Source organism: Rubrobacter marinus (genome assembly GCF_011492965.1).
GTDB lineage: Bacteria > Actinomycetota > Rubrobacteria > Rubrobacterales > Rubrobacteraceae > Rubrobacter_F > Rubrobacter_F marinus.
The window spans coordinates 2,001,680-2,022,512 of sequence record NZ_CP045121.1 but is presented as its reverse complement, the minus strand read 5'-3'; the positions used below and the strand labels follow the sequence as shown (position 1 = coordinate 2,022,512).

Here is a 20,833-nt window from a genome sequence, read left to right as displayed (position 1 = left end):
GAAGGGGTGCTTGCGCGGCGACCGGAGAGGGCGTTCGCTGGTGTGGATCCAGGCGATGAGGTGGGCCCACCAGGACTCGAACCTGGGACCGTCCGATTATGAGTCGGATGCTCTAACCAACTGAGCTATGGGCCCAAGGAGTGGGCGGTGAGCTGCCCTGGTAGGACTCGAACCTACAACCCTCCGATTAACAGTCGGATGCTCTGCCATTGAGCTACAGGGCAATAACCTCGAAGATTATACGTTCCGGACCCCTCGGCTTCAAGACTCCAGGGTCAGGTTGCTCGCCTCGACGGCCGCCCTCTCGAGGCGTTTGGCCTCCGTGTGCAGGCGGAACTTCTCGTCGAAGTCGTCGGTGCGGGCCTTGGACCTCTCGCGGCTGAGGGCGCCGAGCCTGAACCAGGCGGCGCGCAGGGAGGCCTCCGAGGGATCGGGGAGCCTCTCCCCCGCCGCCTGCAGGGCGCTTACCTCGTCCATCATCGGCCGGGTTCGCTCGTCGGAGAGCAACGCGCTCGGCGGCTCGCCCGCGTGTTCCAGGAGCAGCGCGTAGATGTGCGCCTGCGTCTCGTCGGCAAAGTCCTTGAGCTTGAGGACGAAGGGAGCATCGAGGATACCGGGGGCTTCTACGCCTTCCGTCATCGCGCGGGCGGCCGAACCAGGACGGGCGAACGCGTGAGCGAGCACCTCGCGCCCCGCTTCCATTAGAGGGTTTCGTGTGCGGCGGCGCGTCGCACGCTCCCCACCGCCGTTCTCCTCCGGTTTGGGGACGGAGCTCAGGGATCTGGCGTCAACCCGCAAGGACTCCGATACGACGCGGATCGCCTCGTTGCGAAACACCGGGTCCTTTATGGCGGCCACCATCTCCCTGAGCTCCGACAGCGACCGGGACCGTTCCGCCGGGCTCGCGCCGCGCATGCACTCGGCCATCAAACGGACAACGTATTCCAGGGCGGGCACGGAGTTGGAGAGGAGCTCTTTGAACTCCTCTGCGGGGTGCTCGAGCAGCCAATCCGCCGGGTCTTCGGAGAGGCGCAGAACGTATACGTCCACCTTCAGGTCTGCGCTATTGCGGACCATCTCCTCGACCCTCCTCAGCGCCTTCTCCCCCGCCTCGTCGGGGTCGAAGAGCAGGTGGATCGTGTCGGCGTAGCTGCTCAAGGACTTCAGGTGCCCCTCGGTCATCGCCGTGCCGAGGGTGGCGACGGCGTTCTTTATCCCGACCTGGCTGAGCATCAGGACGTCGGTGTAGCCCTCGACGACGAGGGCGGACTTCTCCTGCCGCATCGCCGCCGCGGCCTGGGGCAGGCCGTAGAGCAGGGAGCGCTTGTTGAAGAGCTCCGTCTCCGGGGAGTTCAGGTACTTCGGCTTCGCGTCCCGAGGGTGCGGGCGCCGAAGCCGACGATGCGGCCGCGCAGGTCGGAGATCGGGAACGTCACCCTGTCCACGAACCGCTCGCCCCCGCGGGGGGAGAGCAGACCGGCCGCATCCAGGGCGCTGCGGTCCAGCCCGACCTTGCGCGCCGCCGCCGAGAAACCGCCAGATCCCCGCGGCGGAGCGTACCCCAAACGAAATTCTTCGATAGTAGATGGCTCCATCCCGCGCCCCTTGAGGTAACGGCGAGCTTCTTCGGCGACGGAAGCCTTCAGGAGGTACTTGTGGTAGTAGGCGGCGGCGGCGGCGAGGGCCCTGTAGGCGGAGCGGCGGCGGGCGGTGCGGGTCTTGGCGGCGCGCTCCTCTTCGGGGGAGCGGCCCTCGAACTCGAGCTCGATCCCGAACCGCTCCCCGAGGTGAGAGACGGCCTCGGCGAAGGGCAGGTTCTTCAGCTCCATAACGAGCTTGATGGCGTCGCCCCCCTTGCCGCAGCCGAAGCAGTGGAAGAAGCCCTTCTCGGGGGAGACGCCGAAGGAGGGGGACTTCTCGTTGTGGTCCGGGTAGGGGCAGAGGCCGGTGAATCGGGCGCCGGCGCGGCGGAGCGCGGTGAACTCGGAGGCTACCTCGACGATGTTGGCCGTCTCCCTCACCGTCTCTATGCTCCGCTGCGAGATTCTCATGCCGTACATTCTACGGTGGACGGAGGGGATGGCGTAGGCCGGGATCTTTGTACTCGTGTCCAAAGATCGATGAGCGGCTGCGTGGTAGGTTGCGGGGCATGGAGACTGGACGGGGCACGGCGGAGCGGAACGGCAGGGGACGCGCGGAGTATGCGGACCTGCCGCCCGGGGTGGGGTTCGCCGCGAAGGACGAGCCGTTGCGCAGGGACATCAACCTGCTGGGCAGGATTCTCGGTCAGGTCATCCTGGAGCAGGAAGGCAAGGGGCTCCTCGGGGCGGAGGAGGAGATCCGTGCCCTCTGCAAGAGCCTCCGGTTCGCCTACGACCCCGAGCTGGACGAGCGGCTCAGGGCGCGGATCGGGCGGATGGACGGCGGGGAGATGGGGCGCGTCGTGCGGGCGTTCTCGGTGTACTTCCAGCTCGTCAACGTCGCGGAGCGGTACCACAGGGTACGCCGTCGCCGCCAGCACGAGGCCGACGAGAACAACGAGCCTCAAAGGGCGTCCCTTCGCAGCGCCCTCGGCCGCCTCGCCGGGGACGGCGTCGGGGCGGAGGAGCTCGGGCACCTCCTGGAGGGGATGGGCCTCAGCCTCGTGCTCACGGCCCACCCCACGGAGGCGCAGCGCAGGACCATCCGCCGCAGGCACGGGGCGATCGCGGGCATCCTCGACGACATGGACTCCGGCAGGCTCACCGCCCGGGAGCGCAAGGGGGCGCGGGAGAGGCTGGCGGAGGAGATCACGCTGCTCTGGCAGACCGACGAGTTGAGGGCGGAACGGCCGGAGGTGGAGGGCGAGATCCAGAGAACCCTCCTGTTCTTCAAGGACCCCCTGATCTCCGCGACCCTGGAGGTCTACCGCGACCTCGAGGACGAGCTCGCCCGCCTCTACGGCGAGGAGGGCCCGAAGGTCGGCCCCGTCCTCAAGTTCGGCTCTTGGGTCGGAGGAGACCAGGACGGCAACCCGTTCGTGCGCCCGGAGACGATGCTGACGGCCCTCGGGCTGCAGCGCGAGCTCGTCCTGGAGCGCCACCGCGAGACGGCGCTCTCCCTCGCCCGGCACCTGAGCCAGACCATCCGGCGCGTCGGGGTCTCGGAGGAGCTGGAGGCGTCGCTGAGGGGCGACGAGCTTCTCTTCCCGGAGGCCTCGGAACGGTTCACGAGAGAGGACGCGAACGAGCCCTACCGCCGCAAGATGCTCTTCGTGGCCGGGCGCCTGAGGAGAGCGCTGGAGTCGCCGGACGGGTCGGACCCGAAGGGCTACGCGGATGCGACCGAGCTTCTGGAAGACTTGCTGGTGGTCCGTAGGAGCCTCCATCGCCACGCCGGCGAGCGCGCGGCCGAGGGGAGGCTCAAGGACTTCATCCGGCAGGTGGAGGTCTTCGGCTTCCACCTCGCGAAGCTCGACGTGCGTCAGGAGAGCTCGCGCATCCACGGCGCCGTCGCCGAGATCCTCTCGCCGACGGGCACGGACTACGCGGGGCTGGACGAGGCCGGGCGGGCGGACCTGCTCCGGCGGCTCCTCGGCGAGCCCTCGTGGGAATCACCGCCGGAGGACCTCTCGCAGGAGTCCAGGGACGTCCTGGAGACGTTCGCGAACATCCGCGAAGCGGCGGAGCTTCTCTCGGAGCCTGCGGTCGAGACGTTCATCCTGAGCATGGCCCGGGGGGCGAGCGACGTCCTCGCGGTCGTCTACCTGGCGCGCAGGAGCGGGCTGGTCGACATCGACGGGGAGGGGCGGTGCACGGGCGCACGGCTCGGCGTCACCCCGTTGTTCGAGACGGTGGACGACCTGGAGCAGGCGCCCGGGGTGCTGCGGGGCCTCCTGGAAGACCCGATGTACCGCTCCTTCCTCGCCTCCCGGGGCGACGTGCAGGAGGTGATGCTCGGGTACAGCGATTCGGGCAAGGACGCGGGGTACGTAACGAGCAACTGGACGCTCTACAAGGCGCAGGGGGAGCTCGCCGGGGTCGCCCGCGAGCACGGGGTGGGGCTCCGGCTCTTCCACGGGCGCGGCGGGACGGTCGGGCGCGGCGGGGGCCCCTCGTACGACGCCATCCTCGCGCAGCCGCCGGGGACCGTGGACGGCAGGATCCGCATAACCGAGCAGGGCGAAGTGATCTCGTACAAGTACGGCATGGAGGGGCTCGCCCGCCGCAACCTCGACACCGTCCTGGCCGCCGTGATCGAGACGAGCGCGGCCCCGGAGAGAGGAGCGGAGGTCAAGGAGCGCTGGGTCCGCGCGCTGGAGGACCTCTCGGCGCGATCGCGCGAGGTCTACCGCTCCCTGGTCTACGAAGACGAGGACTTTCCGCCGTTCTTCTCGGAGGCTACCCCCATACGCGAGCTCTCGCTCCTGAACATCGGGAGCCGCCCGGCGAAGAGGATCGACAGCCCCGACGTCTCGGGCCTGCGCGCCATCCCCTGGGTCTTCGCCTGGACGCAGAACCGTCTCCTCCTCCCCTCCTGGTACGGCGCGGGCACGGCGTTCTCCGAGGCGCTGGAGTGGGACGGCGGGCCGGAACTCCTGCGGGAGATGTACGGCGGGTGGCCGTTCTTCCGCACGCTCGTCGACTTCATGCAGATGACCCTCGCGAAGAGCGACATGCGGATCGCCGAGGCCTACGTCTCGCTCGTCGGCGACGACGGGGTCAGGGAGCGAATCTGGGGCCGTGTCTCCGAGGAGCACGCGGCCTGCGTTCGAGCCCTCCTCGACATCACGGGGCAGGAGAACCTGCTCGACGGCTCGCCCGTGCTGCAACGCTCCATCCGGCTGCGCAACCCCTACGTCGACCCGCTCTCCTACATCCAGGTAAACCTCCTGAGACGGCTGCGAGCCCTCCCCGAGGGCTCGCCCGAGCGCGACGCGGTCGCTCATCCCCTCCTCCTCACCGTCTCGGCCATCTCCTCGGGGCTCCTGAACACCGGCTGACACCGGAGTGTGGCCGTCTTCGATCGTCGCCCCACCCCTACTCGGCGTCGACCCTCTTCCTCGCGCTCGAAGACGCGCGGCGCTCCATCAGATCGAGAAGCTCACGGGGATGCCCTCCAGTCAGAACTAGAGAGCGGTGATCTGGCGGGACGAAGCCTTCGGTCACGGCATGGTCGAAGAGGGCGACGAGCGGCTCCCAGTAGCCGGCTGCGTCGAGGAGGGCGCAGGGCTTGGCGTGGATGGAGAGCTGGGCCCAGGAGAGGACCTCCAGAAACTCCTCCAGGGTCCCGAAGCCCCCTGGGAGGGCCACGAAGCCGTCCGAGAGGTCGGCCATGAGCCCCTTGCGCTCGTGCATGGAGCCGACGACGTGGAGCTCCGTGAGGCCCTCGTGCCCTATCTCCCGGGAGACCCGTGCATCCGGCATCACCCCTACGACCTCGCCGCCCGCCGCGAGGGCCGCGTCCGCGACGGCCCTCGCGGCGGGCGATCTCCTCCCCCACGCGGCGCGCCGCTTCCCGGTAGACGGGGCGCGAGCCTTCGCTGGAGCCGCAGAACACGCACACGCGCCTCACCCTCCGTGCCTCCTCTACTGGTTGGTGCCGGTCCTGGCCCGGGGCTACGGGGAGATCTCGTCCGGCCTCGGCAGGAAGACCCGCTCGTAGGTCGCGAGGGCGTAGCGATCGGTCATGCCGGCGACGAAGTCCACCGTCTGTACGACGGGGTCAGGGTCCGTACGGGGCCGTTCTTCCGGGTTATGGAGGTAGTGTTCGAAGAGGGCGGCGACCACGTTGCCGGCCCTGTCCGAACGTCGGAGGCTCGGGTTGTGGTAGACGTTCTCGAAGAGCCATCCCCTAAGCTCGATCAGAGCTTCGTGGACCCTCTCGGAGAGGGTTATCTCCCTGCGCTCGGCGGAGGTCGAGATCATGTCGCGCACCAGCGTGTCTATGCGCGCGCTCGTGGTGCCGCCGAGGACGGAGATGGGGCCCTCCGGCAGGTCCTTGGAGGCGATGATGCCGGCGCGCAGCGCGTCGTCGATGTCGTGGTTGACGTAGGCGATCCGGTCGGCGGTGCGCACGATCTCGCCCTCCCGCGTCGAGGGATAACCCCTCCCCGTATGGTTGAGGATGCCGTCCCTGACCTCGTGGGTGAGGTTCAGCCCGGCCCCGTCTCTCTCCAGGTGGTCCACGACGCGCAGGGAGTGCTCGTTGTGGCGGAAGGTCCTGCCGTGGTCTTCGAGGACGCGGGCGAGGGCCTCCTCGCCGACGTGGCCAAAGGGGGCATGGCCGAGGTCGTGGCCGAACGCTATGGCCTCGGTGAGGTCCTCGTTGAGGTCCAGCGCGCGGGCGATGGTGCGGGAGACCTGCATCATCTCCAGGGTGTGCGTGAGGCGGGTGCGGAAGTGGTCGCCGTCGGGCGAGATGAAGACCTGCGTCTTGTGCATCAGGCGGCGGAAGGACTTGGCGTGGAGGATGCGGTCCCGGTCCCTCTGGAACGGGTTGCGCACCCCGTCGGGGGCCTCGGGCCTCGGGCGGCCGGCGCTGGTCGTGCAGGCCCAGCCGGGCTCCACGTCTTTCACGCGCACGCCCGGTTCGGTCACGCCGGGCGGGCCGAGCGCCGGTCGGGGCGTCGAGGAGGGAGGCGTTGCCGGGGCGTGGGCGATGACGTGGGCGGCGACGACCCTGCGGACGCTCTCCCCGAGGCCGTCCTCCACCCGCGCCTCCTTCAGCGGCCTCGAGAGCAGCGTCCGGAGCGCGTCGAGGGTGCCGTCGGGGAGCGGGAAGGCGTCGCCCGTGTAGCCCGCCCGGCGGCACTCGGGACAGAGCACGCCCCGAGGGGTGGGGCGTAGTAGAGGAAGCCCTCCTCGTCGAGCGCGTCGAGGCTCCTCTCGCACGAGACGCAGGCGTCGAGGCGGAGGGCGTAGCCCGAGAGCATCGAGAGCTTCAGCGCGAAGGCGGACTCGACGCTCCCGTGCCCCTCCGCGCGGCCCTCGAGGGCGTCGAGGGCGTTGTAGAGAAGGTTGAAGACGCGGCGGTCGGCCTCGTCCCCGCCCGCGAGGGCCCGCGTCGTGGCGACGATGCCGCCGGCGGTTTCGAGGCGGGCGAGGTCCTCGCGGACGGCGTGGAAGCTCCTCAAGACCTCGGCCTGGGTGACGGTGTCCAGCGTGCGGCCCTCGTAGGCGAGAAAGTCCACGCACGAGAGCGGCTCGAGGCGCCCGCCGAAGCGGGACTTGGTGCGGCGTATGCCCTTGGCGATCGCCGAGACGAGCCCCGCGTCCCTCGTGTAGAGGTCCAGGATGCGGTCGGCCTCTCCGTAGCGGATCGAACGGAGGACTATGCCCTTACTCTTGTAGACCGCCATTCTCGGCTTCCTCCATGATCGCCACGCTCCCGCTCGTCCCGAGGCGGGAAGCCCCGGCGTTGAGCATCTCGATTGCGTCCTCGAGCGACCTGATGCCGCCCGATGCTTTTACGGACAACCCCTCCGGCGCCTCCTCGCGGAGCAGCGAGACGTCCTCGGGGGTGGCCCCGCCCGGGCCGAAGCCCGTCGAGGTCTTCACGAAGTCCGCGCCGCTGGCGGCCACGATCTGGACCGCGAGCCGCTTCATCTCGTCCGTGAGGTAGCCCGCCTCGATGATGACCTTGAGGACGGCGTCGTTGAGGCCGTTGTTCATCGCGACGGCGCTGACCTCGCCGTTGAGGCTCGCGAGCTCCTCGGCAACGTAGGAGAACTCGCCCGAGAGGAACTTCGAAATGTTCATCACCACGTCGATCTCCGAGGCCCCGCCCACGATGGCGTCCCTCACCGCCGCGGCCTTGACGCCGGTCGTGTCCGCACCGAAAGGGAACGAGACGACCGTCGCGACCTTGACGTCCGTCCCCCTGAGGGCCTTGGCGGCGAGCCGAACGTGGCACGGGAGGATGCAGACGGCGGCGAAGTGGTAGCGGGCCGCCTCCTCGCAGAGCGTGCGTACCTCGGCCTCCGTCGAGTTGGGCTTGAGGAGGGTGTGATCCACCGTCTTCGCGAACTCCCTGACCCTCATGCCCAACCGGCCACGCTCCTCCCGAGATAAAACGGAACACCCTGCGACACGGTTATTATAGCCCGAGCCGCTCCAGGAACCTCGGGTCGTTCCTCCAGCCGGGCGTGACCTTCACCTTCAGGTCTAGATAGATGCGGGTGCCGAGGAGGCGCTCGACGTCGCGGCGGGCCTCCGTGCCGATCCCCTTGATCGTGCGGCCGTTCTTGCCGAGCACGATCATGCGCTGCGAGGGCCTCTCGACGTGGATGACGGCGTACACGACCGTGACGTTCTCCTTGCGCTCGACCTCGTCGATCTCGACGACGATCGCGTGCGGCACCTCCTCCCGCAGGGCGTTGAGCACCTTCTCCCGCACGTACTCCGCGAGGATGAACGACTCGGGGAAGTCCGTGACCGCCCCCTCGGGGAAATACTGCGGACCGGGCGGCAGTAGCTCCACGACGGCCTCGGTGAGCGGCTCGACGTTCAGGCCCCTCAGGGCGCTGAGCGCGAAGATCTCCCTGTAGGAGCCGGTCTGGGAGACGGCCTCGATCACGGGCAGCACGGCCTCGCGGCCGCGGAGCAGGTCCACCTTGTTGACGCAGGCGATCGCGGGCGTCCCGGAGTCGGCGACGAGCCGGGCGACGTAGCGGTCCCCGGTGCCGAGCTCGCCCTCGACCTGCGTCGCGTCGAAGAGGAGAAGGACGGCGTCGGCCTCCTTGAGGCTGTCGAGGACCTGCTGCTGCATGCGGCTGCGCAGGGTGTCGCGCGGCTTCTGGGAGCCGGGGGTGTCCACGAAGACCGCCTGGTAGCCCGGGCCGTTGCGCACGCCGCGGACGGGGCTCCTGGTGGTCTGGGGACGAGGGGAGGTAATGGAGACCTTGCTGCCGACGAGCGTGTTGATGAGGGTCGACTTGCCGACGTTCGGCCGGCCCACCACGGCGACGAAGCCGCTCTTGAAGCCGTCCTCCTGCCCGTCGCCGATCACAGCGCCTCCGGGCCGAAGGAGTTCGGCAGGATCTCCTCGAAGGGATACCGGCGCGGGTTACCCTCCGCGTCGAGCACGACGACCTCCTCGCAGCCGAACTCGCGCAGGACCTGCCGGCACGCCCCGCACGGGAAGCAGGGCGCCGTGTTGGGGCTGACCACCGCGACGAGCCGTATCCCGTGGTCGTCCGGCGGCGCGTCGGCGATCATCTTCATCACCGCGCCCCGCTCGGCGCAGATCGAGAGCCCGAAGGAGGCGTTCTCGACGTTGCACCCGTCGTAGAGGGCGCCGCCTTCGGTGACGATTGCCGCCCCTACCCGGAAGCCGCTGTACGGGGCGTAAGCCTGTCTGGAGACGGCCCTTGCGGCGTCGATCGCGTCTCTAAGCTCCATTATCCGATTCTATAGGAGTTGGAAGACGGCGACGGAGAGCAGGGTGCCGAGGACCGCGCCGACGGCGACCTGGTAGACGGAGTGGAAGCCCGCCTCGACCCGGCTCTGGCAGACGAGCAGGGCCATGAGCAGCGTGATCGCGGAGATCAAACCCGCGTACCGCGCCGCCCCGTCCGCGGCGATGAAGCTCGCCGCCACCCACGCCGCGAACGCGACTGCCGCGTGCCCGGACGGCATCCCGCCGAGAAAGGCGTTCGGGGAACGGGTAAGCGCCTTGCCGAGCACGACGGCTATGGCGACCAGGACGAGCGCCACGACGGTCAGGTGCCCCGGCCAGCGCCGGACGCTGTCCAGGGTCTCCAGCGAGAACGGGCCGAGGTCGTCGCCGAGGATCAAATACCCCACCAGCACGGCCGCGATGCTCGCCACGAGCACGGCCCCGGCGGAGACGTCCTTGGCGAGCTTCGCCAGCGGGTGGTATTCCTGCGTGACGAGGTCCACGGCGAACTCCATCGCCGTGTTGAACATCTCGGCGACAAAGACGGCCAGGATGACGAGGACGAGCATCGCGAGCTCCAGCTTGCTCACCCCCACGAGCAGGCTCAGGACGAGCACCGCCGCCGACGCGACGGTGTGGAAGCGCATGTTGCGCTGCGTCCGCACCGCGTAGACGAGGCCCCGGTAGGCGTGGTTGAAGGACCGGGCCACCCCCTGCTGGCCCTTCCGGGGCTCGGCTAGCTTCTTACCCGCCACCGCCCACGTCCCTCAGCACCGCGCCCTGCACGGCCGCCATCTCGCTCTCCTCGAAGTCCTCCCCGTGGTCCATCCCCGAGAGGTGGAGCGCCCCGTGCACGACGAGCTCCTCGATGCCCATCTCCGAGCTCGCCACGCCTGGGCAGATGACGATCTCGCCGACCATCTCCCCGTACGGCCCGTCGATCCCGAAGCTCAGGACGTCCGTCGGGGAGTCTTTGCCCCTGTACTTGAGGTTGAGCTTGTGGATGGTCTCCCTACGGACGAGGGCCACCGAGACCTCGCCCATACGTTCGGGTCGTAGCCGCGGGCGGCGAAGGCGGCCGCGGCGAGCTCCGTGGCGCGCTCCGGCGAGAGCCCGTCGAAGCCGATCTCGTCGAGGACGGCGACGGTGAACGGCACTGGGCTCCCCTACGCGGTCGAGCCGCGGGCGGGGGCGGGCTTACTCTGGGCGGGGGCCTGGGGGTACTCTATGCGCGGCCCGATAAAGCCGATGAGGGCCTCTCGGATCGCCTCGCCCGTCTCGTGGATCTCGTGCATCGTCAGCTGGCACTCGTCGAACTGGCCGTCCTCCAGCTTGCCCCGGATGGTCCCGGCGACGATGTCCTCGATGCGCTTCGGGGTCGGCTTGTCGAGGGACTTCACCGTCGCCTCGATGGAGTCGGCGAGCATCAGGATGCCGGCCTCCTTGCTCTTCGGCTTCGGACCCGGGTAGCGGAAGTCCGCCTCGCGGACGTCGACGCCGGCGAGGTCGCCGCCGAGGGAGTCTTCGAGGGCGCGGCGGTAGAAGTACTCGATGCGGGTCGTGCCGTGGTGCTGGGCGATCATGTCGAGGACCTCCTGCGGGAGGTTCCACTCCCGCCCGAGCCTGAGGCCGTCCTTCACGTGGCGTTTGATGATCCGGGCCGAGAGCGCGGGCGTGAGGCTCTTGTGCGGGTTGGCCCGCCCGATCTGGTTCTCTATAAAGTAGTACGGGTGCTCGAGCTTGCCGACGTCGTGGTAGTACGCCCCGACGCGGGCGAGCAGGGGGTCCGCCCCGATCCGCTCGGCGGCGTTCGCCGCGAGGCTGCCGACCTGGATGGAGTGGGTGAACGTGCCCGGCGCGCCGCTAAGGAGCTTGTGCAGGAGCGGGTTGCCCGTGTCCGCGAGCTCCAGCATCTTCTGCGGCGTGAGGATGTTGAAGGCGTTCTCCAGCAGCGGCAGCAGGACCATCGCGAGCATCAGGGAGAGCAGGCCGTTCACCAGCCCGATGCCGCCCTGCCCGAGAGCCGCCTGGAGGCCGCCGCCCCCGATCAGGGCGAACGCGAACGTCACCACCCCGGTGACCACCGCGATCAGGAGCCCCGCCCACAGAAACTCCGTCCTCGGGCCGACGCGCAGGACCGTGTAGATCGCGAAGCCCGAGGTCAGCAGCAGCACCGACGCGAGAAAGAAGTCGTTGCCGGCGATAATGCCGATGTTGACGCTCTCGATCACGACCATCAGGAACATCAGGCGCGGCCCGAGCAGGATCGTCCCGAGGATCGAGAGGCCCGCGAGCGGGATGAGGTAGTACGGCAGGGAGAGCAGGACGAAAGCGCGCGCAAGCGCCGTGAACAGGATCAGGAGCGAGGCGGCGAGCAGGACCCTTATGGCGGTCTTGCCCTTGAGTATCCTCTTTCCGAAGCGCTCCAGAAAGTACCAGGCGACCCACATCTCGGTCGCGACCACGATCCCGACCCCGAGAAAGACGGACCAGGGGTTCGCCCCGCCCGCTAACCCGAGGGCCTCCATCCTGGCGACGTCGCCCCGGTCGAGCACCTCGCCCCTGGCGACGACGCGCTCGCCCTGCGCGACGCGCCCCGAGACGTCGTCCACCCCCGCGGCGGCTTCGTTGCGCGCGGAGGCCGTCGCGCTCCGGTCCACGACGTAGTTCGGCGCTACGAACCCCCGCTCAGCACGTCGACCACGACCGCAAGCTCGCCGGAGGCGTCCCTTCTCGCGGCCTCGGAGAGCCGCTCGCGCGCCTCCGGGATCGGCACGACCCGGAGGCGGCCTCCTCGACGCCGTCGTCCCCCACCGGCGTGGTCCCGTAGAGCTCGTCCAGGTTCTCCACGACGTAACGCTCGGCCTCGTCCACCTCCTCGTCCTCCAGGAAGACGAGGGACCGGGCGGCGTTCTCGGGGAGGGGGAAGGGCGCTGCGCCCGTCACCCTCGCGACCTTCTCCTCGGGCTCGCCGCCGGAGGCCCGTATGCCGCGGACCTCGTCGAAGAAGCCCGCCGCCGCCTCGGTCTGGCGCGTGGGGATCCCGGCGTCCTGCCTGTAGGCCACCGGCGCCTCGTCGCGCGCCTCCTCGCGGGCGGCCTCGGTCGCCACGGGATCCACGTAGGTGACGCCGCGCTGGGCGAAGACGTCGTCGCGGGCGACGCTCCCCACCTCGTAGCCCGCCCCGCTGCCGGGCAGCCCGCCCGTCGAGAACGTCGGCCGGGGGTCCAGGCTGATAAGCACCGTGAGCGAGAGCCAGGTGATGACGAGCAGGGTGACGTAGAACCGCATCCGGGGCAGGCCGTCGACCCAGCCCCGGAACTTCTCCGACCGCGTGGGTAGCCGGTGGAACTCCTCCGGCCTCTTGCCGGGCGCCTGGGGTCCCTCGGCGGGCGCCTCCCTCGGGGGAGCCGGCGCGCCGCCGTTCTCGGCCGCGGCCCCGTTGGTCTCCCGGAGGTCCTGCGCGCGGTCCTCGCGGGCCTGATTGTCTGGGGGTTCGTTCACGGCACCCGTTATTATGCCCCTTCCGGGCCCTCTAGGAAGCCCCGGATGGGTCGCCGGCCTGCTCGTAGGCGTCCACGATGCGCATCACCAGGTCGCTCCGGACGATGTCGTCGCGCTTCAGGCGCACGAACGCCACCCCGTCCACCCCCGAGAGCGTCCGCTGGGCGTCGTCGAGGCCGCTCCCCTGGCCCCTGGGCAGGTCGACCTGCGTGGCGTCCCCCGTGATCACCATCTTCGAGCCGAAGCCGAGGCGCGTCAGAAACATCTTCATCTGCTGCGGGCTCGTGTTCTGGGCCTCGTCCAGGATGACGAAGGCGTCGTTAAGCGTCCGCCCGCGCATGAACGCTAGGGGCGCGACCTCGATCGTGCCGCGCTCCAGGTGGCCGCCGAACTTGGCGGGGTCGATCATCTCGTACAACGCGTCGTAGAGCGGCCTGAAGTACGGGTCGACCTTCGCCATCACGTCGCCCGGCAGGAAGCCCAGGGACTCCCCCGCCTCGACCGCGGGCCTCGTCAGGATGATCCTGTTGACCTCCCCCCGGTTCAGGGCGTCGACCGCGAGCGCAACCGCGAGGTAGGTCTTGCCGGTCCCCGCCGGCCCGACGCCGAAGACGACCTGGTGGTTGCGGATCGCGTCGGTGTACGCCTTCTGGTTGCGGGTCTTCGGCGCCACGCGGCGGCCGCGGTGCGTGAGGATGATGTCCCGAGCACCTCCTTGCCGTCGCCGCTCGCGCCCATCTTGAAGAGGCGCTCCGCCGTCTCCGGCGTGGGATGGTTCCCCTCTCCGCGAGGTCCACCAGGCCGTCGAAGACGACCTCGGCCCTCTCCACGGCCTCCTCGTTCCCGCGCAGGACGATCTCGTTGCCGCGCACGATCACCTCGCACTCCACGAGCTCCTCGACCCTCCGCAAGACCGAGTCCCGGTCCCCGAAGACCTCGTACTGCCGCCCCGGCGGCACCACGAGCTTGGCCTCGACCTGATTTCCAGACTTGGTGTCCGTACTTCCTCCTTAACTCTCTACCGTAGCTTCAAACATCAGCCCTGCAACCTCTCGCGCACGATCCCGGAGAGCTTCCTGCCGTCGGCCCTCCCCGCGGCGAGCTCGTTGGCCCGGCCCATGACCGTCCCCATCTCCCTCATGCTCGAGGCGCCGGTCTCGGAGATCACCCTGTCGACGAGCCCTTGCAGCTCCTCGTCCGAGAGCGGGGTCGGGAGGTAGGCGCGCACGATCTCGGCCTCCCGGGTCTCGGCCTCGGCCTGTTCCTCCCGGCCGGCGTTGCGGTACGCCTCGGCCGACTCCTCGCGCTGCTTGACCTGACGCCGGAGGACCGCCATCTCGTCCTCGTCGTTCAGGGGCTCGCCCTTCTCGATCTCGGCGTTCTTGAGGGCGGCGGAGATCATGCGTAGGGCGGTGACCCGCCCCTTGTCACGGCTTCTCATCGCCTCTTTTGTATCACGTACCACGTCTTCGCGTATAGCCATTACGGCATCCTCACCCTCTCGCCGCCCATGACGTGGGCGTGGAGGTGGAAGACCTCCTGGCCTGCGTCCGGGCCGTTGTTGATCCTGAAGGCGTAACCGGACTCGGCCACGCCCTCTTCCTCGGCGACCTCCTGCGCGACCTCGAAGAGGCGCTTGGCGACCCCGTCGGGTAAGCGCCCGATCTCGGCGAGCGAGGAGACGTGTTCCTTCGGGATGACGAGCACGTGCACCGGCGCCCGGCCGTCTATGTCGTGGAAGGCGAGCACCCCGTCCTCGTCCCTCACGACCTTCGCCTCCATCTCGCCCCTCACGATCTTGCAGAACACGCAACCGTCGTCGCTCATGGTCTCCTCTCGAAGTTCCTCGCCGTGCTACCCAGCGCCGCGCAGGCGCGCGCCACCGCCACCATCCCCGCGGTCTCGCTCCGGAGCCTGAACGGGCCAATCGACGCGAGCCCGACCCCCTTCTTCGCAGCGAGGTCCAGCTCCCCCTCGCCGAAACCGCCCTCCGGCCCGACGAAGAGGCTCACCGCGCCGTCCCCTACCGCGGACTCCAGCGGCGGCAGATCCCGCCCGTTGTGCAGGAGCACGCCGGCCGCGCCCACCTCCTCGACGGCCTCGGCGAAGGGGACCGCCTCGCGGACCTCCGGCACCCGCAGCCGCCGCGACTGACGCGCCGCCGCCAGCGCCACGCGCCGCCATCGCTCCACCTTGCCGTCGCTCCTGTCGAGCCGCACCACGCCGTGCTCCGTCGAGAGCGGCACGATAGCGCCCACCCCGAGCTCCGTCGCCTTCTCCACGACGAGGTCCATGTGCCGACCCTTGGGGACCGCCTGGTAGAGCGTGACGGCGCCCTCGTCGGCCGGACCCGAGCCCTCCTCGACCACGACGGCCTCCCGCCCCTCCCCGAGCTCCGCCAGGAAGAGCCTCCCCGCGCCGTCCACGACCTCGATGGTCTCCCCGGCGCGTGCCCGGAGGACTTTGAAGAGGTGGTGCGCCTCCTCGGCGGGGAGGCGCAGGCCGTCGCCCGCGGAGAGGCGAACGTCGGAGAAGACGCGGGTGCGTACGGACATGAGGAGACCGCCCGGCCTACCTGAAGACGGCCCTCAGGCGGTCGAAGAACGAGTCGCCGCCGCCGTTGTAGGTCTCCGCGCCGCTGATCTCGTCGAAGCGCCTGAGGAGGTCGCGCTGCTCGTGGTTGAGGCGCGTCGGCACCATAACGTCCACGACGACCTTGAGGTCGCCGCGCCCGCGGCGCCTGAGACGCGGCATCCCCTCGCCGCGGAGCGTGAGCGTCTCCCCGGGCTGCGTCCCCGGCTCGACCTTGACGCTCTTCCTGCCGTCGAGCGTCGGGACCTCGGCCTCCGTGCCCAGGGAGGCATCGACGAAGTTGACCCTCATCCTGTGCACCAGGTCGTCCCCGTCGCGCATAAGCTCGGGGTCCTCCTGTACCCTGACCCTCACGTACAGGTCGCCCGCTGGCGCGCCGCGCTCGCCCTTGTGGCCCTGGCCGCTGTGCCGGATCCTCATCCCGCCCTCGATCCCGCCCGGCACGGAGACCCGGCGCGTGACGACCTCCGAGACGCGCCCGCTCCCGTAGCAGTTCTCGCACGACTCCTCGATGATCCTGCCGCGCCCCGAGCAGGTCGGGCAGGCGCCCGTGCTGACCATCTGGCCGAGCATGCTCTCCCGGACGGTCCGCACCGCCCCCACGCCCCCGCAGGTCTCGCACTGGCGCGATTTCGTCCCCCCGACACCGTCGCAGACCTCGCAGTTCTTGACGACCTGGACGTTGACCTCGCGCTCCGTCCCGAAGGCGGCCTCCCGCAGGGAGACCTCGACCTCCGCCTCGACGTCCTCCCCTCGGGCGGGGGCTCGTGCGCCGCCGAAGAACGAGCCGCCGAAGCGGTCCCCGAAGAACGCGTCGAAGATGTCCTGGAAGCCGCCGAAGGGGTCCCCGCCCGGCCCGGCCCCCCCGGCGCCGCGCGGCACCTGGTGGCCGTAGGTGTCGTAGGCCCTCCGCGACTCCGGGTTCGAGAGCACCTCGTAGGCCTCCGTCAGCTCCTTGAAGCGCTCCTCGGCGCCGGCGTCGTCCGGGTTCGCGTCCGGGTGGTGCTCGCGGGCGAGCCTGCGGTAGGACTTTTTGATCTCCGTCTCCGAGGCCTCGCGTTGCAGGCCCAGGATCTCATAGTAGTCACGCTTCGCCAAAGGTTTTGCTCCTTAGAACCTGGAGTCGAGGTGCTGGGTCAGGGCCTCCGCCGCCGAACGGACGGTGGAGATGGCGGCGCCGTACTCCATGCGCTTGGGCCCTATAAGGGTGACGACGCCGAAGGGCCGCTCGTGGCGGCTGTAGGCCGCGGCGACGAGGCTGGTCCCCGTGAGGTTGTAGAAGCCGGACTCGGCCCCTATAGAAACGACGACCCCGCTGCTGGAGACCGAACGCCTCAGGGAATCCCCGACGAGCTTCAGGAGCCAGCGCCGCCGCTCGAAGACCTCGACCACCGCTGCCAAACTGGCCGGGTCCAGGTCGTCGAGCCGGGCGAAGAGCGCCGAAGCCCCCGGATGAACAGCCCCCGCTCCGTCGCCCGTCCCAGGACCTCGACCGCCTGCAAGACCGCGCCCACGGCCATCGGGTTGTAGTCCGACAGGTAGCGCCGGGCCGAGGAGAGCTGATAAGTCCCGGCGGAGTACCCCCCGAGAAACGAGTTGAGGGACTGGAGTATCCCCTGCACCTCCTCGTTCGGGACGTCCGGCGGTAGCTGGATGGTCGTGCTGGAGGAGAGACCGCTCTCGGTCGTGACCACCACGAGGTGCGTCCCCTCCCTGAGCGGGAGGTGGTCCACGCGCGCCACCCCGTCGCCCAGGGCGCTCGGCCCGGCGACGACCGCGAGGAGGCGCGTCACCTCGCTCATCCCCTCCGAGACCCCCTGCAAGAGCTCGTCCACGTTGCCGACGCCCTCCGGCGCCTCGAACGACGGGCCCGTCGAGCCCGTCTCCTCGACCATGAGCGCGTCCACGTAGTAGCGGTAGCCCGCGTCCGTGGGGACGCGCCCGGCCGAGGTGTGAGGGTGCGTGAGCAGCCCCTCGGCCTCCAGCGCCGCGAGCTCGGACCGGATCGTGGAGGCGCTCGCGTCGACCTTGTCGGCGAGGGCGGCGCTGCCCACGGGCGTGCCCGTCTGGATGTACAGCTCCAGCGTCTTCGTCAGGATTTCGTGCTGCCTTGGGGAGACGGCCATAGCGAAAATTCTACCACGGGGGCAGTTTGCTACATCTCGCTGGAGCGGTGGAAGCGGCCCGCCGCGGCGGCGGGGCTAGAGCTTCAGCGCGGCGAGGAAGGCCTCCTGCGGTATCTCGACGCTGCCGACCTGCTTCATGCGCCGCTTGCCCGCCTTCTGCTTCTCGAGGAGCTTGCGCTTACGGGTGATGTCGCCGCCGTAGCACTTCGCGATGACGTCCTTGCGGTAGGCGCGGACGGTCTCGCGCGCGATCACGCGCTTGCCCATCGCCGCCTGGATCGGCACCTCGAACTGCTGGCGCGGGATGAGCTCCTTGAGCTTCTCCACGAGCGCGCGTCCCCGATAGTACGCCTTGTCGCGGTGGACGATGATCGAGAGCGCGTCCACGATGTCGCCGGAGACGATCACCTCGACCTTGACGAGATCGGAGACCTCGTAGCCCTTGAAGTCGTAGTCGAACGAGGCGTAGCCCTTGGTCCGGCTCTTCAGGGCGTCGAAGAAGTCCGTGATGATCTCCGCGAGCGGCAGGTCGTACGTGAGCTGCACCCGCCGCGACGAGATGTACTCCATCCCGACCTGCACACCCCTGCGCTCGTGGCAGAGGCTCATCACCTGACCGACGTACTCCTTCGGCCCGATCAGGGTCGCCCGCACCACGGGCTCCCGGATCTCGAGGTAGGCCTCCGGCAGGTCGCTCGGGTTCGTCACGATGCGGACCTCGTCCTCCATCACGACCTCGTACCGGGCGCTCGGCGACGAGGCTATAAGGTCGAGGTCGAACTCGCGCTCCAGCCTCTCCTGCACGATCTCCATGTGCAAGAGCCCCAGGAAGCCGCACCGGAAGCCGAACCCCATCTTGGAGTTCTCCGGCTCGAAGAAGAGCGAGGCGTCGTTGAGCTGCAACTTCGAGAGGGCGTCGCGCAGGCGCTCGAAGTCGTCGCCCTCCGTCGGGTAGAGGCCGCTGAAGACCGTCGGGAGCGCCTGAGCGTAGCCCGGCAGCGCCTTCTCCGCCGGCTGGGCGACCCTCGTGACCGTGTCGCCGACGCGCAGGGCCTCGATGTCCTTCAGGCCGGCGATCACGTACCCGACCTCCCCCGCCCGCAAGGAGGGCAGCGCCGTCGGCTTCGGCGAGTAGCACCCGACCTCCAGAAGCTCGAAGCGCTCGTCGGCGCGCATCGCCTTGACCTCGTCGCCCTTCTTCAGCTCGCCGTCGACGAGGCGCACGAGCGAGACGACGCCCCGGTAGGGGTCGTAGTAGGAGTCGAAGACGAGGCCGCGCGTCTCTTCTTCCGTAGTCTCGGGATGGGGGACGCGGTCCACGATCGCGTCGAGCACCTCCGGGACGCCCTGGCCGGTCTTCGCCGAGATCTTGATGATGTCGTCGGGGTCTACGCCCAGAAGCTCGACGAGCTCCTCCGTCGCGGCGGGGACGTCGGCCATCGGCAGGTCGATCTTGTTGAGGATCGGGATGATCTCGAGGTCGTGCTCCATCGCGAGGTACAGGTTGGCGAGCGTCTGCGCCTGTATGCCCTGGCTCGCGTCGACCACGAGCAGCGCCCCCTCGCACGCCGCGATCGCCCGCGAGACCTCGTAGGCGAAGTCGACGTGGCCCGGGGTGTCGATGAGGTTGAGGTTGTACTCGCCGTCCTCGCGCGGGTACAGGACCCGCACGGCCTGGGCCTTGATCGTGATGCCCCGCTCCCGCTCGATGTCCATCGTGTCGAGGATCTGGTCCATCCGGTCCCGCTCGGCGACGGCATGCGTCGCGTCGAGGAGCCGGTCGGCGAGCGTGCTCTTACCGTGATCTATGTGGGCGATAATGCAAAAGTTGCGAATATTCTCTAGGGTAGACACCCGAAGAGTTTACCATGATTGCCCTCTTGTTCTACATGTGTTACATTCTCGTGGTTCAAGACGATTACAAACGGGAGGACCCCCAAGGTGCCAGCACCCTCCAAGCGCGACAAGCAGAGCGCCCGGACGCACGAGCTGAACAAGCCCGTCCGCACCCGCCTGCGCAACATCTCCAAGAGCTTCTACAAGGCCATCGAGGCCGGCGACACCGAGCGCGCCACCGAGCTCAGGAACGACGCCCAGCAGGCCTACGACAAGGCCGCCTCGAAGGGGATAATCCACCCCAACAAGGCCTCCCGCAAGACCAGCCGCCTCGACAAGGCCCTGGCCGGCAAGGGCTCCGACGCCTAGAGCTCCCGAGCCAGATGGGCCCAGAAGGGGCCGCCTCCCTAGCAACGGGAGGCGGCCCCTTCTGCTCTCCTGCGCGAAAGGCTACCGGACGTCGTAGACCGCGCTAGCGGGCCATGCCGAGCACGGTGAGTTCGACCTGCAGGTTGTCGGAGAGGTCGCTGCCGCCCTTGAGGCCGCGCTCGAGGTCGGAGACCAGGGCCAGGGCCTGTTCGAGCTCCTCCTCCCCCATCCTGCCGGCCCCCTCCTCCAGCTTGCGCGCGACGAACGGCGGTACCTTCAGCGCGCTCGCGACCTCGGAGCGCGGTGCGCCGTCCTCGAAGAGGGCCTTCGCGCGCGCCAGGAGACGGAACTGGCGCCGGATCATGTGCACGATCCTCAGCGGCGGCTCCCCCGTCCCGAGCAGCGCCTCGAGGAGAGTCAGGGCGCGCCCCCCCTTCCCCGCCCCGAGGGCGTCGACGAACTGGAAGATGTTGGACTGCAGGTCCGGCGGACACAACGCCTCGACGTCCCCCATCGTCGCCTCCCCGTCGGCGTAGAGGGCGAGCTTCTCCACCTCGCGCGAGACGCGCGTCTTGTCGTCGGAGCAGCGCAGGACGAGCTCGGCGGCCACGTCCTCCGGGAGCTTGAGCTCCGCCTTCTTGGCGTAGCCGACCGCCCACCGGGCGAGGGCCTTGCCGGTCGGCTGCTCGAAGCTGTGTACCTCGCCGATCTTCTTGGCGGCGGCGAGGAGCTTCTCGCGGGCGCCGAGCTTCTTGCCGAGCAGGACGAGGTCCGCCTCGGGCGAGGGGTCCCCGAGGTAGTCCACGATCTTGGCCTTCTGCGCGGCGTTCCAGGCGTCGAGGTTCCGGACGAGGACGACCGAGCCCTCCCCGAAGAGCGAGTACGAGTTGCAGGCCGAGACGACCGCCTCGGGGCTCGAATCCGCGGCGTCGTACGCCTCGACCGTCCGGCCCTTGCGGATCTTGTCGACCCCGCGGGCTTTGCGCTCCTCGTCGTCCCCGAGCAACAGATAAACGGCCACGCATCGA

At 69.3% G+C, this 20,833-nt stretch carries 19 protein-coding genes, 2 tRNA genes and 3 pseudogenes; 2 read left to right on the top strand and 22 right to left on the bottom strand.

Translation table 11 applies throughout. The features are described 5' to 3' along the window. Positions 1-61 precede the first annotated feature (61 nt). The 4 genes and pseudogenes from GBA65_RS10345 to GBA65_RS10325 form a co-directional block, all read right to left on the bottom strand. Positions 62-135: transfer RNA gene (locus GBA65_RS10345), tRNA-Ile, on the bottom strand. 17 nt (positions 136-152) lie between these two features. Continuing rightward, a tRNA-Asn gene (locus tag GBA65_RS10340) sits at positions 153-224 on the bottom strand. Positions 225-261: 37 nt separating this feature from the next. Beyond that, entirely contained in the window at positions 262-1,284 is a 1,023-nt protein-coding gene (locus GBA65_RS10335) for a toprim domain-containing protein (RefSeq protein WP_166396491.1), read from the bottom strand. Between the two features lie 69 nt (positions 1,285-1,353). After that, positions 1,354-2,051 (bottom strand): annotated as a pseudogene (locus GBA65_RS10325) (CHC2 zinc finger domain-containing protein); the annotation flags it as partial. A gap of 98 nt (positions 2,052-2,149) precedes the next feature. Here GBA65_RS10325 and ppc point away from each other — a divergent pair. Continuing rightward, on the top strand, positions 2,150-4,981 hold the full coding sequence (gene ppc / locus GBA65_RS10320) for a phosphoenolpyruvate carboxylase (RefSeq protein ID WP_166396489.1): 2,832 nt from the start codon (positions 2,150-2,152) through the stop codon (positions 4,979-4,981). A gap of 37 nt (positions 4,982-5,018) precedes the next feature. Here the strand turns inward: ppc and GBA65_RS10315 are convergent. The 17 genes and pseudogenes from GBA65_RS10315 to lepA form a co-directional block, all read right to left on the bottom strand. Further along, positions 5,019-5,553, bottom strand: a pseudogene (locus GBA65_RS10315) (LOG family protein). A gap of 44 nt (positions 5,554-5,597) precedes the next feature. Next, complete coding sequence (locus GBA65_RS10310) at positions 5,598-6,692, bottom strand: deoxyguanosinetriphosphate triphosphohydrolase (protein ID WP_228281828.1); 1,095 nt, start codon at positions 6,690-6,692, stop codon at positions 5,598-5,600. 11 nt (positions 6,693-6,703) lie between these two features. Beyond that, on the bottom strand, positions 6,704-7,339 hold the full coding sequence (gene recO / locus GBA65_RS10305; protein WP_166396488.1) for a DNA repair protein RecO: 636 nt from the start codon (positions 7,337-7,339) through the stop codon (positions 6,704-6,706). Further along, positions 7,320-8,021, bottom strand: a complete 702-nt coding sequence (gene deoC / locus GBA65_RS10300; protein ID WP_166396487.1) for a deoxyribose-phosphate aldolase — start codon at positions 8,019-8,021, stop codon at positions 7,320-7,322. The genes recO and deoC overlap by 20 nt, the downstream gene beginning before the upstream one ends. Positions 8,022-8,076: 55 nt before the next feature. Further along, positions 8,077-8,988: a GTPase Era gene (era, locus tag GBA65_RS10295; protein WP_166396486.1), complete on the bottom strand. Its 912-nt coding sequence runs from the start codon at positions 8,986-8,988 to the stop codon at positions 8,077-8,079. Further along, the gene (locus GBA65_RS10290) at positions 8,985-9,380 is read right to left on the bottom strand and encodes a cytidine deaminase (RefSeq protein WP_166396485.1); all 396 of its coding nucleotides are present in this window, start codon (positions 9,378-9,380) and stop codon (positions 8,985-8,987) included. The genes era and GBA65_RS10290 overlap by 4 nt, the downstream gene beginning before the upstream one ends. A gap of 9 nt (positions 9,381-9,389) precedes the next feature. Further along, the gene (locus tag GBA65_RS10285; RefSeq protein ID WP_166396484.1) at positions 9,390-10,133 is read right to left on the bottom strand and encodes a diacylglycerol kinase; all 744 of its coding nucleotides are present in this window, start codon (positions 10,131-10,133) and stop codon (positions 9,390-9,392) included. After that, on the bottom strand, positions 10,123-10,422 hold the full coding sequence (gene ybeY, locus GBA65_RS10280) for an rRNA maturation RNase YbeY (RefSeq protein ID WP_166396483.1): 300 nt from the start codon (positions 10,420-10,422) through the stop codon (positions 10,123-10,125). Before ybeY ends, GBA65_RS10285 begins: the two co-directional genes overlap by 11 nt. A gap of 122 nt (positions 10,423-10,544) precedes the next feature. Continuing rightward, entirely contained in the window at positions 10,545-12,038 is a 1,494-nt protein-coding gene (locus tag GBA65_RS26350) for an HD family phosphohydrolase (RefSeq protein ID WP_166396482.1), read from the bottom strand. Between the two features lie 28 nt (positions 12,039-12,066). Continuing rightward, complete coding sequence (locus GBA65_RS25175) at positions 12,067-12,882, bottom strand: hypothetical protein (protein ID WP_166396481.1); 816 nt, start codon at positions 12,880-12,882, stop codon at positions 12,067-12,069. 31 nt (positions 12,883-12,913) lie between these two features. Continuing rightward, positions 12,914-13,555 (bottom strand): PhoH family protein, encoded by a 642-nt coding sequence (locus GBA65_RS10265; RefSeq protein WP_228281827.1) that lies wholly within the window; start codon positions 13,553-13,555, stop codon positions 12,914-12,916. A 363-nt stretch (positions 13,556-13,918) separates the two neighbouring features. Further along, positions 13,919-14,323 (bottom strand): GatB/YqeY domain-containing protein, encoded by a 405-nt coding sequence (locus GBA65_RS10260; RefSeq protein ID WP_166396480.1) that lies wholly within the window; start codon positions 14,321-14,323, stop codon positions 13,919-13,921. 41 nt (positions 14,324-14,364) lie between these two features. Continuing rightward, positions 14,365-14,709, bottom strand: a complete 345-nt coding sequence (locus tag GBA65_RS10255; protein WP_166396479.1) for an HIT domain-containing protein — start codon at positions 14,707-14,709, stop codon at positions 14,365-14,367. Continuing rightward, complete coding sequence (locus GBA65_RS10250; protein ID WP_166396478.1) at positions 14,706-15,437, bottom strand: RsmE family RNA methyltransferase; 732 nt, start codon at positions 15,435-15,437, stop codon at positions 14,706-14,708. The genes GBA65_RS10255 and GBA65_RS10250 overlap by 4 nt, the downstream gene beginning before the upstream one ends. Before the next feature lie 16 nt (positions 15,438-15,453). Next, on the bottom strand, positions 15,454-16,572 hold the full coding sequence (dnaJ, locus tag GBA65_RS10245) for a molecular chaperone DnaJ (RefSeq protein ID WP_166396477.1): 1,119 nt from the start codon (positions 16,570-16,572) through the stop codon (positions 15,454-15,456). A 12-nt stretch (positions 16,573-16,584) separates the two neighbouring features. Beyond that, positions 16,585-17,600 (bottom strand): annotated as a pseudogene (gene hrcA / locus GBA65_RS10235) (heat-inducible transcriptional repressor HrcA). 75 nt (positions 17,601-17,675) lie between these two features. Beyond that, the gene (gene lepA / locus GBA65_RS10230; RefSeq protein WP_166396475.1) at positions 17,676-19,454 is read right to left on the bottom strand and encodes a translation elongation factor 4; all 1,779 of its coding nucleotides are present in this window, start codon (positions 19,452-19,454) and stop codon (positions 17,676-17,678) included. Positions 19,455-19,541: 87 nt separating this feature from the next. Here lepA and rpsT point away from each other — a divergent pair, with 87 nt between their 5' ends. Next, positions 19,542-19,805 (top strand): 30S ribosomal protein S20, encoded by a 264-nt coding sequence (gene rpsT / locus GBA65_RS10225; protein ID WP_166396474.1) that lies wholly within the window; start codon positions 19,542-19,544, stop codon positions 19,803-19,805. Between the two features lie 103 nt (positions 19,806-19,908). Here the strand turns inward: rpsT and holA are convergent, their stop codons facing one another. Beyond that, positions 19,909-20,826: a DNA polymerase III subunit delta gene (gene holA / locus GBA65_RS10220; RefSeq protein ID WP_166396473.1), complete on the bottom strand. Its 918-nt coding sequence runs from the start codon at positions 20,824-20,826 to the stop codon at positions 19,909-19,911. Positions 20,827-20,833 lie beyond the last annotated feature (7 nt).

What these genes read in the sequence shown, in the direction of transcription:
- GBA65_RS10255 (WP_166396479.1), bottom strand. Translation starts at nt 14,709, where the DNA reads ATGAGCGACGACGGTTGCGTGTTCTGCAAGATCGTGAGGGGCGAGATG.
- ppc (WP_166396489.1), top strand. Translation starts at nt 2,150, where the DNA reads ATGGAGACTGGACGGGGCACGGCGGAGCGGAACGGCAGGGGACGCGCG.
- GBA65_RS10260 (WP_166396480.1), bottom strand. Translation starts at nt 14,323, where the DNA reads ATGAGAAGCCGTGACAAGGGGCGGGTCACCGCCCTACGCATGATCTCC.
- GBA65_RS10250 (WP_166396478.1), bottom strand. Translation starts at nt 15,437, where the DNA reads ATGTCCGTACGCACCCGCGTCTTCTCCGACGTTCGCCTCTCCGCGGGC.
- GBA65_RS10290 (WP_166396485.1), bottom strand. Translation starts at nt 9,380, where the DNA reads ATGGAGCTTAGAGACGCGATCGACGCCGCAAGGGCCGTCTCCAGACAG.
- ybeY (WP_166396483.1), bottom strand. Translation starts at nt 10,422, where the DNA reads ATGGGCGAGGTCTCGGTGGCCCTCGTCCGTAGGGAGACCATCCACAAG.
- recO (WP_166396488.1), bottom strand. Translation starts at nt 7,339, where the DNA reads ATGGCGGTCTACAAGAGTAAGGGCATAGTCCTCCGTTCGATCCGCTAC.
- GBA65_RS10335 (WP_166396491.1), bottom strand. Translation starts at nt 1,284, where the DNA reads ATGCGGCAGGAGAAGTCCGCCCTCGTCGTCGAGGGCTACACCGACGTC.
- deoC (WP_166396487.1), bottom strand. Translation starts at nt 8,021, where the DNA reads ATGAGGGTCAGGGAGTTCGCGAAGACGGTGGATCACACCCTCCTCAAG.